This window comes from Nocardia carnea NBRC 14403, assembly GCF_000308515.1.
In the GTDB taxonomy this organism is placed as follows: domain Bacteria; phylum Actinomycetota; class Actinomycetes; order Mycobacteriales; family Mycobacteriaceae; genus Nocardia; species Nocardia carnea.
On the sequence record NZ_BAFV01000104.1, the window covers coordinates 1 to 14,289 of the forward strand.

The following is a 14,289-nucleotide window of genomic DNA, read 5'->3' on the forward strand; positions in this document are numbered from 1 at the left end:
CGTCCCATTGGCCGAGGCCTGGCGTTCGGGCGCCAGTGATTGGAGCGATGACCAGCGAGAACGTTTCGCGAACGCTCTCGATATCCCGCAGTTGATCGCGGTCACCGCCTCGTCGAACCGGTCGAAGGGCGATATGGATCCGGCGCAGTACCTTCCGCCGAATCAGGCCTATCGGTGTACGTATTCGCAGATGTGGGTTGCGGTGAAATCGTCGTGGAGGCTGACGGTCCAGCAGGAGGAGAAAGACGCGCTCGCCCGGGTCCTGCAGGACTGCTGACCACCGAGCGCGGCTTGGCCTGTCACCGTTCGAAGCCCTGATTTCGTCGAGTGATTGAGGGCGCCCGGTAGGGAGTCGGGGTGGGGGAGATGCCTGTGTTTCGGGAAGAAGCAGGCGTGCGGCGCGGCCGTGGCGGTGGTTGGGTCATGTGTCGGTGTGCGCGCGCGTTGGCTTGCTGGAGTTGTGAGAAGGCGTAGTTGTAGAGGCGTTCGAGTACCCATCGATCGTTGGTTCCGGCTTCGAGCGCGTCGATCTGCTCGTAGAGTTCGCGCAGCGTGACCCGGGCCGGGACGATGTCTGTACCGGTGTACGAGCGCCGGAACTCCGAGGCGACCTGCAGGAGCTGGCGTTCGGTCTCGGCGTGCTGGGTGCGCTGTGCGGCGGTTCGGTCGCGGACGGCGGCTGCGCTGCGTGCGTCGAGGTAGATGTAGAGACGCCGGGGCGCCTCGTGTGCCAGCTGTTCAGGGTCGAGTTGCTGAATCCGCGGTGCCAGGAGCTCGACACTGTCGCGGATCTGTCGCAACTGGGCGAGGGGTGGTGAGGACACCAGTTGCTCGGTGAGGTGCAGCAGTTGCTGTTCGAGCTCGACCATGAATGCCCCCGAATCATCGACTGACCGCAATCGTATCCGGGGGGATCCCCGCAGCGGGACAGATGAACGATCGTTGGGGTTCGAGATCGCACGGAAGCGCTGGGAAGCGGAGGTGGTCGGGATGGGCGAGGTGGAGATTCGGGGGCTGCCGGACCAGGTGCTGCGCGCCCTGGAACAGCGGGCGATCGGCCACAACCGGAGTATCGAAGCCGAGGTCGCCGCGATTCTCATCGAGGCGCTGGTGCCAGATATCCGTTTGGGGTCGATGCTCACCGAGATCGGCAGGGAAGTCGCGTTGACCGACGAGGAAATGGCCGGATTCGACCGCGATCGCGGTCCTGCCAGGAGCTCGATCTCTGATCTCACCCGGCCACGCACCACGGCTGCCTGGATTCGGCTCGAGTAACCTGGGATTCACAGGGTTTCGGGTCATTCGAGTGTGGGGCAGGAGCCGCCGGCGTAGCGCAGTTGGGCAGGGGGTATCGAGACCGGCCGGGCACCGCGGGCGGCAGCGATGACCGCGGTGATGCAGGCTGCGACCAGTTCGGGTTGGTCGGTGGCGATGTGGTGGCCGGCCCAGTCGGCGACGACCAGCAGCGCCTCTTGGTCCAGGGAGGCCGCGAGGCGGTGTTGTCCGTCCTGCCATTGCGCGTCGAGTTGTTCGGGTGTGCGGGGTGCGTATTCGGCTGCTTGGGTGGGGGTCAGTCGCATCCATCGTCCTGGTGCGCTGGCCAGGACCACTGCGGGAACTGCCGGCATTACGGCGGTGTCGAGTTCGGTGATCGACCCGGAGATATCGAGCATCGACGATCCGGGGCTGTCTTCGCCGCCGTCACGTTCGGGCCACCCGGTTTCCGCGAGGTGCTGTCTGGTCGTGCAGTCGACGAGGACCAGGCCGGCTATATGGTGTCCGTGTCGTGCGGAGTACATCCTCGCGATCAGCGCGCCGAGTGAATGCCCGACGACAATATGAGGCGAGGCGACCTCGAAGGTGTCCAACAGTGTTCGGAGTTCGTCGGCCAGCGCGCCCACGGTGCGTGGCTGGCCGACCAGATGCGGCGGCAGTGGGCCACTACGCCCGATTCCGGCCCGATCGTAGGTCAGGACTGTGTGCAGATAAAGCCTCGGCAGGACCTGGTCCCACTGGTCCTGTGCGGTTCCGAGCGCGTTGATGAAGACCACCGGTACCGAGTCGTCGTCTCCGGACGTGATCGACACGCTCAACTGGTAACCGATATCCACCGTCTCGAAGCGCTGCACCGACAACACATACCACCGCGGCCAGGCCCACGCCGCCGACACCGGGGTAAAGGGAGGGTCTGCGATTGCTTCGGCGTGGGATTCTGGGAGCTGTGACCGACCCTGTGCCAGTGCCCTGCCCGATCGTCGCCACGGTGACTCCGTTCCAACGTTCCGGCCACATCGATGTCGCGGCGCTGGGCGACTACCTGGGCTTGTTGAAGGCGGCGGGTGTCGACACTGTACTGGTCAACGGGACCACCGGGGAGTTCGCGAGCTTGACCGTCCACGAACGCATCCGGGTTGCCGAGTATTGCCGGAGCAAGTGGCGCGGTGTCCTGGTTGCGCACGTGGGTGCCTGCGCCATCGGTGATGCCGTCGAGCTGGCGCGCCACGCCAGCGGCGTTGCCGATCTCCTGGCCGTGATGAATCCGTTCTTCTTCGCCCAGGCCCCAGAGGCCGGAATCGGGGAGTACTTCCGGGCCGTGCTGCCGCACTGCGACCGGCCCACGCTGCTGTACAACTTCCCGCGCCACACCCAGGCGCCGATCCCGGCGCGGCTCGCCGCCCAGCTGCTGGCCGAGTTCCCACAGATTGCCGGCATCAAGGATTCCGGGAAGGACCGCGGTCTGACCCGCGCGTATCAGGCGCTCGGACCAGGGTTCCGGGTCTATCTCGGAGACGACCGTGCCGGTGCCCGCATCGGCGAGATCGGTGCCGCCGGTGTAGTAACTGGTGCCGGCGGTCCAGTTGCCGAGCTGCCGGTGGCGATCGCCGCGGCGACGGCAGCCGGTGAGGTCGAGCGCGCCCACACCACGCAAGGTGAGTTCGACTTCTACACCGACGCCCGCAAACGGTTGCCGATCAGCGATATCGCCTTCGCGAAAGCCGCGGTGTCGGCTCGGCTTCCCGGGTTCCCGACACAGGTCCGGCCGCCGCTGAGCGCGGCGTCACCGGATCAGGCGAAGGAAATCCACGAGGTGATGGCCGCGCTGCTGCCACGGCTTCGCGCATCTGGCTCCTGCGCCTGACGGTTCAGTTGTCGATCACGAGATCACACACGCTGCGGGCGAGTTCACGGATCCCGGAGTCGAGAACACCGGACTGGTAACCGTGCCAGTCGGTGAGTTTGGGTGCATCGCGGGCGGAGTTCCGTGTGATCATTCGCCGTTTGATCTGTTCGGCGGACGAATCGATCCATATGGTCACGACCGGCACGGAAGCCTCGGCCCCCGCGTGGTCTCGCAGGAAGAACCCCAGTGACTGCCCGGCGTCGGCTGCTGCGCGGAGGGTCGAGAGGAACGGGGCGTCGAGTATCACCGGGTGGCGTTGTGCCACGGTCAGACCGCTGCGGATGAGGCTGTCGTAGATCCCGGGCGCGACGACCTCGCGGTAGGTGTCGGAATCACGATCGAACGGGTCACCGGTCAACCGGCTCATGATCGACTCTTCCAGCATCGGAGCGAGCCTGTCTTTGTCCAGCACGACCGCGCCGGTGCGTGCAGCGAGGAACCGTGCCGCCGAGGACTTACCGGACGCAGGGAACCCGCAGATCACCAGCACACCGGTTTCCTTGATCGGTGCCGCCGCCCGGTCGAGCCGGTCACATACCGCCGCGGGTAGGGATGCTGACTGCTGTACATCGGTCACGTCCGAACTTCATCACATACTCGCCGCTGGCGTCGACGTGCGCCACTGCAGGCCGGACCGCTGCGATATGTCGGCCAAATATTCGGGCGCTCAACAGAGCACGGCTATGGCGCTGATCGGGTCAGCGGCGTCCGGTCCTGCTGTTCGACGATGGGGGATGGCGGTTTGCGTCGAGGGTGAGGGTGATACTCGGCAGCAGTCTGCTGTTCCGTTTGCGTTGCGCCCGAGGGGAGCTCACAGTTATGACCGCCGAGACCACCGCTGAGCCGATTGTGTATGCCGCCGATATGGCGGGAAAGGTCGGATTACAGCGTTGGCAGTTCGAGCGTGCCGAGGAGGCGGGGATGTTCCCGGCGCGGGGCGACCGGTACGGGTATCTGCCCGACCAGGTCGAACGGGTGCAGGAGCTGGTGCCGGCGGTGATCGAGCGGTTCGGTGAAGAACACCCGGTCGGGGCGTGGCGGTGCGCGCAGCGTCTCACCGCGCGGCTGGGCCTGAACGTCGACGGTCACGACATCACCGTGCTGGCCGAGGCCGGGCACCTGGAGCTGGCGTGGGTATTTCACGACCGGGGCGCCGACCATGATCTGTACTGCCCGGCCGCGGTCGACCGGCTCACCGCGGAGGTGGTCGCACCGGTCGTGGCGGCCCGGGAGCAATTCATGGCCGAGTCGATCGATTCTTATGCCGCGGCCAAAAGGCTGAAATGGGAGCCTCGCGACCTCACCCGGGTCGCGGCCGAACGTGGCGTGGTCAAGGGCATGTTCGGCCGCTACCGTCGCGCCGATATCGAGGCGATGGCCGCCGATGAGGACCTTCATGCGCAGGTCCGTGCCGACAGGCTGGTCACCGCCGATGATGCGGCCGATCTGCTGGACTGCGCGCGGCGCCACTTCGATATCGCGGTCGAGGCGGGATGGATCTCTGCACGTAAGCACCATGAGAAGCAGACCGGTCGCAGATCCTCGGTGATGGTGCCGCTATATCGCACCGGCGATGGCCTGGCCCTGCTGGAGTTGCCGGATGTGGACTGGGAGGCGGTTCACGCCTGCCCCAAAGGCGAGAAGTCGCCGCTGCTGAGAATCGTCGGGGGCCGGCGCGCTACTCGCGCTCAGATCATCCGCGCGTTCCTGCGAGACTTCGGCGCCGAGCACGCCATCGAAATGTGGGCCTGGTGGCTGCCGGGCCGCGATGTCTGGGAGATCGACTGGGAACGCCACACCGACGGCCCACCAAAACCGATGTCGAGGCCGCGATCCGCACACGCCCCGCAGTACGACCCTTCCTGGCGGATATGCAGCTGTCCAGTGCGGCCGGCGCAGCGATCCGCTTCGCCCGCGCCATGCTCGAACCCCGCACAGCGGTCATCCTCGACACCGAGACCACCGACCTCTACGGCGCGATCTGCGAGATCGCGGTCATCGACGCAGCTACCGGCAAGGTACTGCTCGATACCCTCGTCAATCCCGGGATCCCGATCGAACCGGACGCTGCTGCCGTCCACGGCCTCACCGACGCCGAGGTCACCGCCGATGGTGTCCCGGATTGGCCGGCCGTGTACCGGAAACTGTTGCGCGTCACCAAGAACCGCACAATCCTGGCCTACCACGCCGACTACGACCGAACGGTGATCACCGCCGAATGCGCCCGTCACGGCATGACTCGCAGCCGCTTGACCGACCCGGCGCACTGGGCCGATGTCATGATCCCGCGCTCCGACCACGCCCACTCCCACTGCCGGCTACCCAATGGAGGCGGCCACCGAGCACTCGGCGACGTCCGCAGGACCCGGGAACACCTGCTCCGGATGACCGCCCCCTGAGCTCCCCGGACTCTCTCATGGCAAGCCACAACACGGCCAAGTCCAGGTCTGAGGCCCGCAACGCGCCGCCCGCCGAGCTATCGACAACCCGGAAGGGCGCTGCACCGGGATAGCGATGGCTGGCCTTCTACCGAGGGGCTGCGGTCCAGGTCAAAAGGGAATGAGATCGCCGGTGCGGTGATTCTCGATGTCTGCGAGCCGATCCAGCAGTTGGCTGGGCGACAACGACCGAGGTGCCGGACCCGCGGTGCGGAATTCTACTTTCCATACGGGCTGATGATCGACCTTGAGCCGGTAGCTGATGCGTGTGCCGAGCGTGTGTAGGTAGTCAGAGACCGGTACACCCTGTAGGTGCCCCGATCGTCGTGGTGCGGTCGGAGGATGCGGGACCGACGGCGGCCACCACCACTGGGCGTAGCGCCGCGGGGAGAACTCGGGCGAGGTGACTCGACACCACCCGCGTTCCTCGAGTAGCGAAACGGTGTCGAGAGCTGGTTCGAGTTGCAGGACAGGAATGTCATCGCCGTAGCGGTAGTTCTCGATCCGCTTCAGGTTGCCTGCGGTAAACAGCGTTTGCCATTCGATGCTGACCTCGTCGCTGCCGCGGCCGGCCCACCACACAGCGATGAAGCGGTGCTCCGGGTCCTGGTCGGCGAACACAGCTCGAGTCCACTCCAGCGTCGTGTACTCGGCCACATCGTCGACCTCGGCCGCTTCAGGAACCCGAGATCCAGGCAAATACCAGGCCACTACTTCTGCGTCGGAGTCAGGGCACAACCGCCAGCCGAACTTCTCGAGACCCACGGAGAGCGACTCGAACTCGGCGATGTCCGCGGCAACGAGGGCGCCGAACACGCCCTCGATATCGGTGACATCGCGCGCCGCGAGGCCGAGGAACGCTTCAGGGACGCTCGCGCCGGCGGTGTCGTAGTCGACGTACAGCGCAGGTTTCCCCGGTACGTACCGCCACCTCGTATCAGACGTATGCCACAGCGCCACAGACGAATTACAGCACGCGGTCACCGCGTGGTGTCTGTCGAGCTTTGCTCGGGGGTGGGCAGGACTCTGTCGAAGCGATGTGTCCTGCTCGGCTCCCCATCGCGAGTGCCGAGTCGGGGTTATGGGCTGCGGCGGCGCCTGGCGGCAGGTGTCGCGGTGCGGGCGCCGGGCCTATCGTTGTGCAGTATGGCAACAGCAACGATTTCGATGGACGACGCGCTGTTCGCACACGTCCGGGCCGCGGCGGGAGAGGACCTGTCGGGATGGATCGCCAAGGCGTGCCGGCACCGGCTGCTGAGTGAGGGCGTACGTGAGGCGGTCGTCTGGGAACGAGAGCACCCGGCCGAAGCGTCCGCCGCACGGATGGAAGAGGCCGCATGGCATCTGGAGATAGAAGCTGAGCGGGAGGTCCAGTATCTGGCCGACCAGGCGTGGTCGGAGCGCGGTGGCCCCGGGGATGGTCCGACCGCCGAGGAGCGGGCCGACGCCGAACGTCGGGCTCGCGCGCTGTTCGAACAGGCCGACCGGCGCCTCCCGGAACAGCACCAGCCCGGTGGTGGGCAGTGAACCGGCCGAGCTATCCGTGCCGACAGCCGAGCAGGTGCAAGCCTTCATGAGCGACCCGGACGTGACGTGGGAAGACGCTGCTTGTGTGGGCGGCCGTTTGCGGGATCGGTAAGCGCGGCACGCAGCGTCGCCAGCTCGGAGACATTGAGCTGATTCGTGAAACGAGGATGTCGGCCTGCGCGATAGCAACGAAGGTCGGCGCTTCCGCAGCTACGGTACGCCGTTGGCGCAAGGCGATCCTGATTGGAGAAGCGGTAGTGAAGGACCTCATGAAGTTGTTCGATGTGGCCGCCAAGAGCGGCTGGGCGGTGGGTTCGGGCACGGTCTCCGACGTGACATTCACTGCCATGTGTAATCGTTGGGAGTCCGTCCCCATCCGTGCTGGAGAGCCCGGCATCAAGGAACTCACGCCTACCCCGCGCGAAAGAGCCGCCCCTCGTTCGCTTAGCGCGAGATATGGACTGGGACGGCAGCCACTACATACTGATGGCGCCCACCTTCGTCATCCTCCGCAATTTGTCGTACTCTGCGCGAAAGAACCGTCCAAAACCCCAACTCGATTGTGGCGGAGTCCGCAAGGAGTCCATCGTCCGGAAGTTTTGGTGAGTGGCATCTTTTTGGCCGACTCGGGTTCGGACACTTTCTTGACCACGATCTACGACTATGACACCGGAATCCTACGCTACGATCCTGGGTGCATGTCGCCGTGCGATCAACGAGCGCGCGATGCAGAGAAATACCTCATTGAAGAATTCGGTGCCTCTCGGATTCATTCGTGGGACTCCGATGATCAAATACTCGTAATCAATAATGCAACTACCCTTCACGCCCGCGAAGAAGTGCAGGAGGGCGACGAAGAACGCACCCTTACTCGGATTGCATTCAAGACGGACAACAAGAAATGAGCGACGTATACGATGCGCGCTCCCTGTGGATGAAGTCTCGACTTTTCATCAATCATGCAATGGACGAGGACGATCCCCGCGATTTCGATGAACGCGCGCTCTGGGCAGCGCTAGCGCTCGAGCTCTTAGCTAAGGCAGCCCTCTCCAGGCACTCGCCTGTTCTAATTGCGACTCCAACCGAAGAAGGTAACCATATCCTGATTGCCAGCGGATTGATTTCCGGGGATGCGAAAGGGTTTAGTTCGGTAACTGCGAAGACGCTGATCAAGCGCTGCGCGGCGGCTTTTCCTCCTTTCAGCGAAAAAGAGGCATCAACCATTACTCAGGCGCGCAACAATTATTTACATGGCGGCAGCCCCAAGTTCGCGCCCATCCCACCGACTGCTTGGTGGCCGAGGTACTGGGCGCAGGCAATAATACTGGTTAATGCCCAGGATAAAAGTCTGGAAGATCTCGTCGGTCTTTCACGAGTTCCGATTGTTGAAACTCATCTCGCGCAAAACAAGAAGAATATCGAAGACCGTGCGGAGATGCTCGTGGCGAGAGCTGTGCAGCGGCTCGCACAATATAAATCTGGTGACCTTCCTGCAAAAATAGCTGCCGAATGGGTGAAGCCCACCACTCTCACTGCCGGGCTCACGTACCGGGCTGAAGCAGATTGCCCAGCGTGTGGCTCGACAGGCACAGTCGAAGGGGACCAGATTACGGATGTCGACCGACAGTACGACCAACTCAGTGAGGATTATGCCGAAGTAAGGATTGAGTTGACGGTCGCCTCTGACTACTTCAGTTGCCCGAGGTGCAGGTTAGTCGTTGACGGATGGGAGGTGGTGAAAGCCGCCGGAGTCGATGAACAATTCATCTCGGCTGGCGACCATATCGACTTCGACGAGGGTGAGTACGGAAACGATTAGAGGTCGCGCGCCCCGGCAGCGATAGCTACCTGGCGATCACGCCTGTCTGCTGCAGCGATCAGGAAGGGTCGCCGAGCAGTGACGCACTCGCGGCGGTGGTTTCCCGGATCTTGACCTCCAATGCGTCGAGCAGGTCGTCGAGTTCGTCGTGGGCCGGCCGGTCGCGCCATCGGGCGGCGATCCCTCGGTCGTAGTAGCCGGGGTCGAGGTTGATGGGTTCGACGACCGGCGGCGCCGGCACTTGCTCTGGGATCGGTGCGGTGCGGGGGCGGTTGCGGTGCCGTGGCGGGTTTCCCGATAGGTGCGCGGCGGCGATGGCGGCGGCCGCGGTGGGGTGGAGCGGGTGAAGCCGTCCGATCGGGGCGTGGCCGGCGGGGTACCCGTAGGCGTCGAAAGCGGTGAGTAGCGGTTGTGTGGCCCACTGGGAATCGAAATCTGCTGTGGTGAGGGCGTTCTCGGTGAGTTGTTCGGCGAGGATCGCGTGCCCGTAGCCGCGGGGGGCGAGGTTGGTGACGGCGGCCCACCGGCGCAGGATCTGGACCGGGCACAGCAACGGCTCGTCCGGCCGGGCCGGCAGGGCCAGTATGCCGTCGTCGACGATCACCGCGGTGTCGTTGACCTGGATCTGTTCCTGGCGCAACCCGGCCAGGCGAGGGAACGACAATCCGCCGGCGGCGAGAGTGAGAAGGACGGCGTCGCGGCGTCCGAATAGTCCCCGAACCCAGCCGCTCACCGGGAGTTCGGTGAGCGCGGTATCGACGGCGGTGCGGGTGCGGGCCCGGCGGGCGGCGCGCTCCGGGTTGTAGAGTTCGCGGACGCGTTCGGCGCGGCCGGGCGCAGGTAGTCCGGCGCACCGGTGCGCGGCGTTGATCGCGGTGACCCGGCCCCGTTGAGTTGCTGGGCTTTTCGGATTGGCAACCAGATAGGCCACGACCACACCGGGTAACGCGGGCCAGGACGGCAGGCGCCGGGCAGCGCACCAGTCGTCGAACTCTTCCCAGACGGACCGGTACCGCTCGGGCAGGTCGACCAGGTCGGGGTTCGGGGTGGTCACAGGGGTATCCGATTGGCCGCGTTGTTGCGGTAGCCGGGGTTCTGGTCGTAGCGCAGCACGGTTTCGACGCGTTTGTGCCCGGTCTGACGCATGATGTCTGCGACCGGTACACCATCGCGGCGCAGTTGGGTGACGAACCCGCCCCGCAGTGAGTGCCCGGCGATGAGGGCGATGCGCTCGGGCGCGAAACCTGCTTGCTCGCAGCGTCTTTTCAAGACGTCCTTGATCGTCTGATCGGTGATCGGACGGCCGGTGTCGGCCGGCAGGTTGCGGGTGGCCTTGGCCACGCCCCGCCACACCGCAGCCTTGGTGCGCTGCTGGGTCGGCAGCTCGCGCTGACAGTGGTGGACACCGGGATCGCCTTGCTCGAACTGGGCCAGCAGTTCGATGACGGCCTTCCGGGACGCTCGGATCTGGTTGTCGACGGATTCTTTCCGCCGGACTGCGGCGGCGATCGCGGTGTCGTGGACGGCCAGAAGATCGAGCCAGTCGAGCAGGGTGCACCACGGGCAATACCGAGGATCGTTGCTGCGCGGCAGATGGACGTATTCGATCGTGGTCCGGGAGGTCTTCGACCCGCGGATCCGCATCCGGATCCATTTCTGATCGGGATCGTCCTCGTCGGCGACGACGGTCAGGTCGCGGAACTGGATAGCGGCGATCTCGGAGCGGCGGCGCCCGGAGTAGAACCCACACACGATCAGCGCGATATCCCGGCACGCGGCGACTTGGGCCTTCCAATCGTTGTCGGCCGCATGGGCGGTGATGCAGTCGACGAGCGTGCTCACATCGGCGGCGAGCAACGGGCTGGCGCGCTGGGCTTCTTGACCGGCCTCGGTACGGTGCGCATCGATCGAGACCAAGGCCTTCCGCACCACCGGCGCAGTGGTGGGGTCGGGGTGTCCGGCATCGAGGTGGGCATGACGGATCGCGGCCGCCCACATTCCCAGTGTCGAGGTCGGATACCGGTAGAGATCCTCGTCGCGCTCATCGCGTAGGGCTTCGGCTTCGGCGAGGAACGCCGCGACTGTCTCCGGCTCCGCGGGCAGCTCCCGATACCCGTGCTCGGTGCACCACTCGCGGAATCGCGCGACCGGCGAGTGATAGGTGCGGGTGGTGTTGGCTGCGGTCCCGTCCGCCAGCAGGGCGTCGAGTAGCGCCCGGTGCCCGGCGTTGAGGAGGTCCTCGGCCGCCCTTTCCTCGGCGGTCACTGCACGTAGCGCGGTCCCGGTCCCGGTACGCCGGACCCCGGAATCGGCGCCGGAGACTGCGTGTTCGGCAGGTGTCGATACCTGCCCCAGTTCTGTCACTGTGACACTCCTTTTGGCGTCAGTGGATTCGGTGGCGAGCCGGAACCGGATCGCCCGGCCGCGACGTTCACGCGTCCACCTCTCGGCCGGCCCGGCGGGGCGCTGCCCGGCGGAGTGGGTTCCGAGGCGGTCGGGTCCTGGGGCGCCTCGGCACGGGCTCGGGTGTAGACCCGCACGCCGGTGCCGCGCTGGTTCGGATACGGGCGGCTGGTCCCGGTGACCTCGACACCGGCAGCGGCGAGCATGTCGAGCAGTCCGGTGGTCTCGGCGGGCTCGCCGGAGAACCGCACCTCCACCGCGCCGTCGTAGTCTGCCGTTTCGACGCGATCCGGTGTCCGCGGCCGCGCGCCGCGACGGCCGGTCATCGGGAGACCGTCCTCGGCCGGTGGCGCAGGTCGGCAGGGCAGCGGATCCAGTACGCGCGGTCCTCAACGATCGCGGGAACGAGATCATTGACGGCGCCGCGGATCCCGCCGACCACGACGATCCCGCTACGGCGCCGCTGCGAGTGCCGGGCCCGGTCGCGCCACTCCCTGCCGGTCGGCAGGGTTCCCGTATATAGGGCGCTGCCGTCGGGCGCGGTGATGGTCAGGCAATCGTCGGCGGTCAGCACCGCTTGCCAGCCGGGGCCGGGCGTCCCGGACAGATCGAGGTCGTGGCGCAGCGGCCGGGCGCCGGCGGCGCGGACCGCGCGGTCGAGCAGGTCGGCCGCGAGTAGCGATCCGTCGTCGCCGACGACGGTCACCGTGCCATGGTGCACGAGCGCGATCATCGCCTCGCCGGCCATGGTGATCGTCTGCGCCGACAGCGTTTCCGCGGCTTCGGGCACCCCGGCCTCGGGGTTCACCACGTAGTCGGGTACCTGCACTCCGGTTGCCTTCCTGGTCGAAGCCCACGCCTGAGGGAACCGTCCCCCGCAGACCTGCCTGATGCGCGCCCCCTGAGCCGGTCCGGAGACGCGAGGAGAAGCGTATCGGCCGGCACCGACATTGGAGTATCGTTGCTGGTCAAGGAGAAATTGTAGCCGAAAAAATATGTGTGAGCTGGGATTTAACCACTTTAGTCAACGATAATGCACCCTTATCGTTGGTGAAAACCCAAAACATCAATGCAAGTGGGCAGGACACGCGCTGAGACTCGTCATTTCGGTGTCAGTTGGCGACCCGGGGATTCGTCATACGTGTCAGTAGCGTTCGTCACTGGATGTCAGTAGATGGCTGGTCAAGGGCCGATTCCGGTGTGGCGGAGCGCGACGAGAAGCATGAGAGGCGACACGAAAGGTCAGTGGTCTGACCTGCGGAAACGACAGCTGTGTCAGTAGCGTGCGACACGGGGTGTCAGTAGCGGGTTCGATGTCGATACGTGCCGTGACCTGGGCTGCGAGACTGTGGGCATGACCAGTTCTGAGCTTCCCGCGGATATCGTGAAGATCGCCGAGTTCCTGGCCCGCAATGCCGAACTGTCCGGCGGGGCGATGAAGTGGAACGAGGAGGCCAAGACCAAGGCTAGCATGATGAACGAGCCGGCGCGGTGGGTTTCTGCTCGGGTCTCGCCGCAGGCGTTGGAGACCGCATGTTGTGAGGCCGGGCTCCCAGCAGACGACGCCGCCACGGTCGGAGAGTTTCTGCGGAAGGTCCACGGGGGCAAGCGACTTGTCCCGAACAGTCAGTACCGGACCTTCGAGTTCGCGATCCCTTCGATCCGGTGAACTGACGGGCCGGCGCAGGCTCGCGTAGGGAATGCTCGGCTATGAGGCTTCCGACGAACCCTGCTACGAGCAGCATCGCGGACACGGCGCACGATCAGCCAGGCGGTTACCCGGTCAGGCTAGGAAGCGAGAGCGGTGTAGGGAATTGCGGCAACGTCGGCATCGGGAATCCATTTCCCGGGAGCCGGATCTTGCACCGCACTGGGGGTATCTCACCGGTGTCCACGCTTCTCGCCGCAGGCGATGGCTCGGGCGACCCCCTGGACTGCTCCTATGGCCGATCCGGCTTTGCCTGCATACAGCCTCGTTCTCGCGATCACCGACGACTGGGATCCGCTCCGGAACCACCTACTGGACATGTCCACCATCGGCGCTCCCATAGGCAGTGCCCTCGTCTCGATCTTCGGTGCCACGATCACACTCGCCCTCGCCGGGGCGCTGTCGACCCGGGACCGCCGAAGCCTTCACGGGCATAGCTGAGGTGTCAGCTCTGCGGGGACATCCTGGGTCCACCTCTCGGGTGCCGATGTTCGCTTCCGCCAGGAGCACAAGAATGCAACAACATCGACCGTGAACCCTGTGTCCCAGGACCGTGCAGGCGCTCCGGCTGTAAGAACGCTGAGTGTGTAACCATCACGGCTGAAGGCCATCACGTCGATAGGACCTCCAGGAAGGTCGCCAATTTTGCGACGGGTGGGGATATCCCATAGAGATATGCCATTGCTTCCATTGGTGGCGAGGATGTCGCCCTTGGGGTTGAAGGCCATCGAGCCGGCGGCGCCCGTGACGGGGATGTCACCGATCTTGTTGCCGGTGGCGGGGTTCCACAGTTGGACACCATCGCCATAGCTGATGGTGGCGAGGATGTCGCCCGTGGGGTCGAAGGCCACCGAGCGGACGGCGCCCGTGACGGGGATGTCGCGGATTTTCTCGCCAGTGGCGGGGTTCCACAGTTGGCCACCATCGCCGGTCTTGATGGTGGCGAGGATGTCGCCCGTGGGGTTGAAGGCTATCGAATAGACGCCCGTGACGGGGATGTCGCGGATTTTCTCGCCAGTGGCGGGGTTCCACAGTTGGACACCATCGCCGCGGCTGCTGGTGGCGAGGATGTCGCCCGTGGGGTTGAAGGCCACCGAGTAGACACCCGTGGCGGGGATGTCGCGGATTTTCTCGCCGGTGGTGGGGTTCCACAGTTGGACATCGCTGTTGGTGGCGAGGGTGTTGCCAGCGGGGTTGAAAAGCTCCCCCGTAA

Annotated in this window: 19 protein-coding genes; 9 read left to right on the top strand and 10 right to left on the bottom strand. The window is 65.3% G+C overall.

The annotated features are described in order from the left end of the window. A partial coding sequence (locus ON22_RS26910) for a GmrSD restriction endonuclease domain-containing protein (protein WP_043740756.1) occupies window positions 1-277 on the top strand: 277 nt, incomplete at its 5' end. A 22-nt stretch (window positions 278-299) separates the two neighbouring features. On the opposite strand, the gene ON22_RS26915 is transcribed toward ON22_RS26910, so the two are convergent. Beyond that, on the bottom strand, window positions 300-869 hold the full coding sequence (locus ON22_RS26915; protein ID WP_033247458.1) for a hypothetical protein: 570 nt from the start codon (window positions 867-869) through the stop codon (window positions 300-302). 73 nt (window positions 870-942) lie between these two features. On the opposite strand from ON22_RS26915, the gene ON22_RS26920 reads away from it, so the two are divergent. After that, window positions 943-1,275, top strand: coding sequence for a FitA-like ribbon-helix-helix domain-containing protein (locus tag ON22_RS26920; RefSeq protein WP_197039748.1), 333 nt, complete (start codon window positions 943-945; stop codon window positions 1,273-1,275). 23 nt (window positions 1,276-1,298) lie between these two features. Here the strand turns inward: ON22_RS26920 and ON22_RS26925 are convergent, their stop codons facing one another. Continuing rightward, window positions 1,299-2,129 carry an alpha/beta fold hydrolase gene (locus tag ON22_RS26925; RefSeq protein WP_157170440.1) on the bottom strand — a complete coding sequence of 277 codons (831 nt, stop codon included), beginning with the start codon at window positions 2,127-2,129 and terminating at the stop codon, window positions 1,299-1,301. Between the two features lie 92 nt (window positions 2,130-2,221). Between ON22_RS26925 and ON22_RS26930 the strand changes: the two genes are divergently transcribed. After that, entirely contained in the window at window positions 2,222-3,139 is a 918-nt protein-coding gene (locus ON22_RS26930; RefSeq protein WP_157170441.1) for a dihydrodipicolinate synthase family protein, read from the top strand. A 4-nt stretch (window positions 3,140-3,143) separates the two neighbouring features. Here the strand turns inward: ON22_RS26930 and ON22_RS26935 are convergent, their stop codons facing one another. Both ON22_RS26935 and ON22_RS26940 read right to left on the bottom strand, forming a co-directional pair. After that, window positions 3,144-3,758 (bottom strand): P-loop nucleotide/nucleoside kinase family protein, encoded by a 615-nt coding sequence (locus ON22_RS26935; RefSeq protein WP_033247456.1) that lies wholly within the window; start codon window positions 3,756-3,758, stop codon window positions 3,144-3,146. Window positions 3,759-4,063: 305 nt separating this feature from the next. After that, entirely contained in the window at window positions 4,064-4,651 is a 588-nt protein-coding gene (locus ON22_RS26940; protein ID WP_033247455.1) for a hypothetical protein, read from the bottom strand. A gap of 401 nt (window positions 4,652-5,052) precedes the next feature. Between ON22_RS26940 and ON22_RS26945 the strand changes: the two genes are divergently transcribed. Further along, entirely contained in the window at window positions 5,053-5,580 is a 528-nt protein-coding gene (locus tag ON22_RS26945; RefSeq protein WP_156052478.1) for a 3'-5' exonuclease, read from the top strand. A 150-nt stretch (window positions 5,581-5,730) separates the two neighbouring features. Here ON22_RS26945 and ON22_RS26950 read toward each other — a convergent pair whose 3' ends face one another. Further along, the gene (locus ON22_RS26950) at window positions 5,731-6,435 is read right to left on the bottom strand and encodes a hypothetical protein (protein ID WP_156052477.1); all 705 of its coding nucleotides are present in this window, start codon (window positions 6,433-6,435) and stop codon (window positions 5,731-5,733) included. 330 nt (window positions 6,436-6,765) lie between these two features. On the opposite strand from ON22_RS26950, the gene ON22_RS26955 reads away from it, so the two are divergent. The 3 genes from ON22_RS26955 to ON22_RS26965 all read left to right on the top strand — a co-directional run bounded on the left by ON22_RS26955 (window position 6,766) and on the right by ON22_RS26965 (window position 8,965). Continuing rightward, complete coding sequence (locus ON22_RS26955) at window positions 6,766-7,146, top strand: hypothetical protein (RefSeq protein WP_156052476.1); 381 nt, start codon at window positions 6,766-6,768, stop codon at window positions 7,144-7,146. 83 nt (window positions 7,147-7,229) lie between these two features. After that, window positions 7,230-8,051, top strand: coding sequence for a hypothetical protein (locus tag ON22_RS36925; RefSeq protein WP_156052475.1), 822 nt, complete (start codon window positions 7,230-7,232; stop codon window positions 8,049-8,051). Beyond that, a complete protein-coding gene (locus tag ON22_RS26965; protein WP_033247451.1) occupies window positions 8,048-8,965 on the top strand; it encodes a hypothetical protein in 918 nt (305 codons plus the stop codon). Before ON22_RS36925 ends, ON22_RS26965 begins: the two co-directional genes overlap by 4 nt. Window positions 8,966-9,023: 58 nt before the next feature. Here the strand turns inward: ON22_RS26965 and ON22_RS26970 are convergent, their stop codons facing one another. The 4 genes from ON22_RS26970 to ON22_RS26985 are packed head-to-tail and all read right to left on the bottom strand — an operon-like array spanning window position 9,024 to window position 12,197. Then, complete coding sequence (locus tag ON22_RS26970; protein ID WP_051158132.1) at window positions 9,024-10,019, bottom strand: site-specific integrase; 996 nt, start codon at window positions 10,017-10,019, stop codon at window positions 9,024-9,026. Beyond that, on the bottom strand, window positions 10,016-11,329 hold the full coding sequence (locus ON22_RS26975; protein WP_033247450.1) for a tyrosine-type recombinase/integrase: 1,314 nt from the start codon (window positions 11,327-11,329) through the stop codon (window positions 10,016-10,018). Before ON22_RS26975 ends, ON22_RS26970 begins: the two co-directional genes overlap by 4 nt. Next, entirely contained in the window at window positions 11,326-11,694 is a 369-nt protein-coding gene (locus ON22_RS36930) for a hypothetical protein (RefSeq protein ID WP_033247449.1), read from the bottom strand. The genes ON22_RS26975 and ON22_RS36930 overlap by 4 nt, the downstream gene beginning before the upstream one ends. Further along, a complete protein-coding gene (locus tag ON22_RS26985) occupies window positions 11,691-12,197 on the bottom strand; it encodes a hypothetical protein (protein WP_033247448.1) in 507 nt (168 codons plus the stop codon). The genes ON22_RS36930 and ON22_RS26985 overlap by 4 nt, the downstream gene beginning before the upstream one ends. 525 nt (window positions 12,198-12,722) lie before the next feature. On the opposite strand from ON22_RS26985, the gene ON22_RS26990 reads away from it, so the two are divergent. Further along, entirely contained in the window at window positions 12,723-13,037 is a 315-nt protein-coding gene (locus ON22_RS26990; protein WP_156052474.1) for a hypothetical protein, read from the top strand. A 273-nt stretch (window positions 13,038-13,310) separates the two neighbouring features. Further along, window positions 13,311-13,517 (top strand): hypothetical protein, encoded by a 207-nt coding sequence (locus ON22_RS36935; RefSeq protein ID WP_033247446.1) that lies wholly within the window; start codon window positions 13,311-13,313, stop codon window positions 13,515-13,517. On the opposite strand, the gene ON22_RS27000 is transcribed toward ON22_RS36935, so the two are convergent. Further along, the coding region (locus ON22_RS27000) for a WD40 repeat domain-containing protein (protein ID WP_043740759.1) at window positions 13,502-14,289 on the bottom strand (788 nt) is incomplete at its 5' end. The genes ON22_RS36935 and ON22_RS27000 overlap by 16 nt on opposite strands.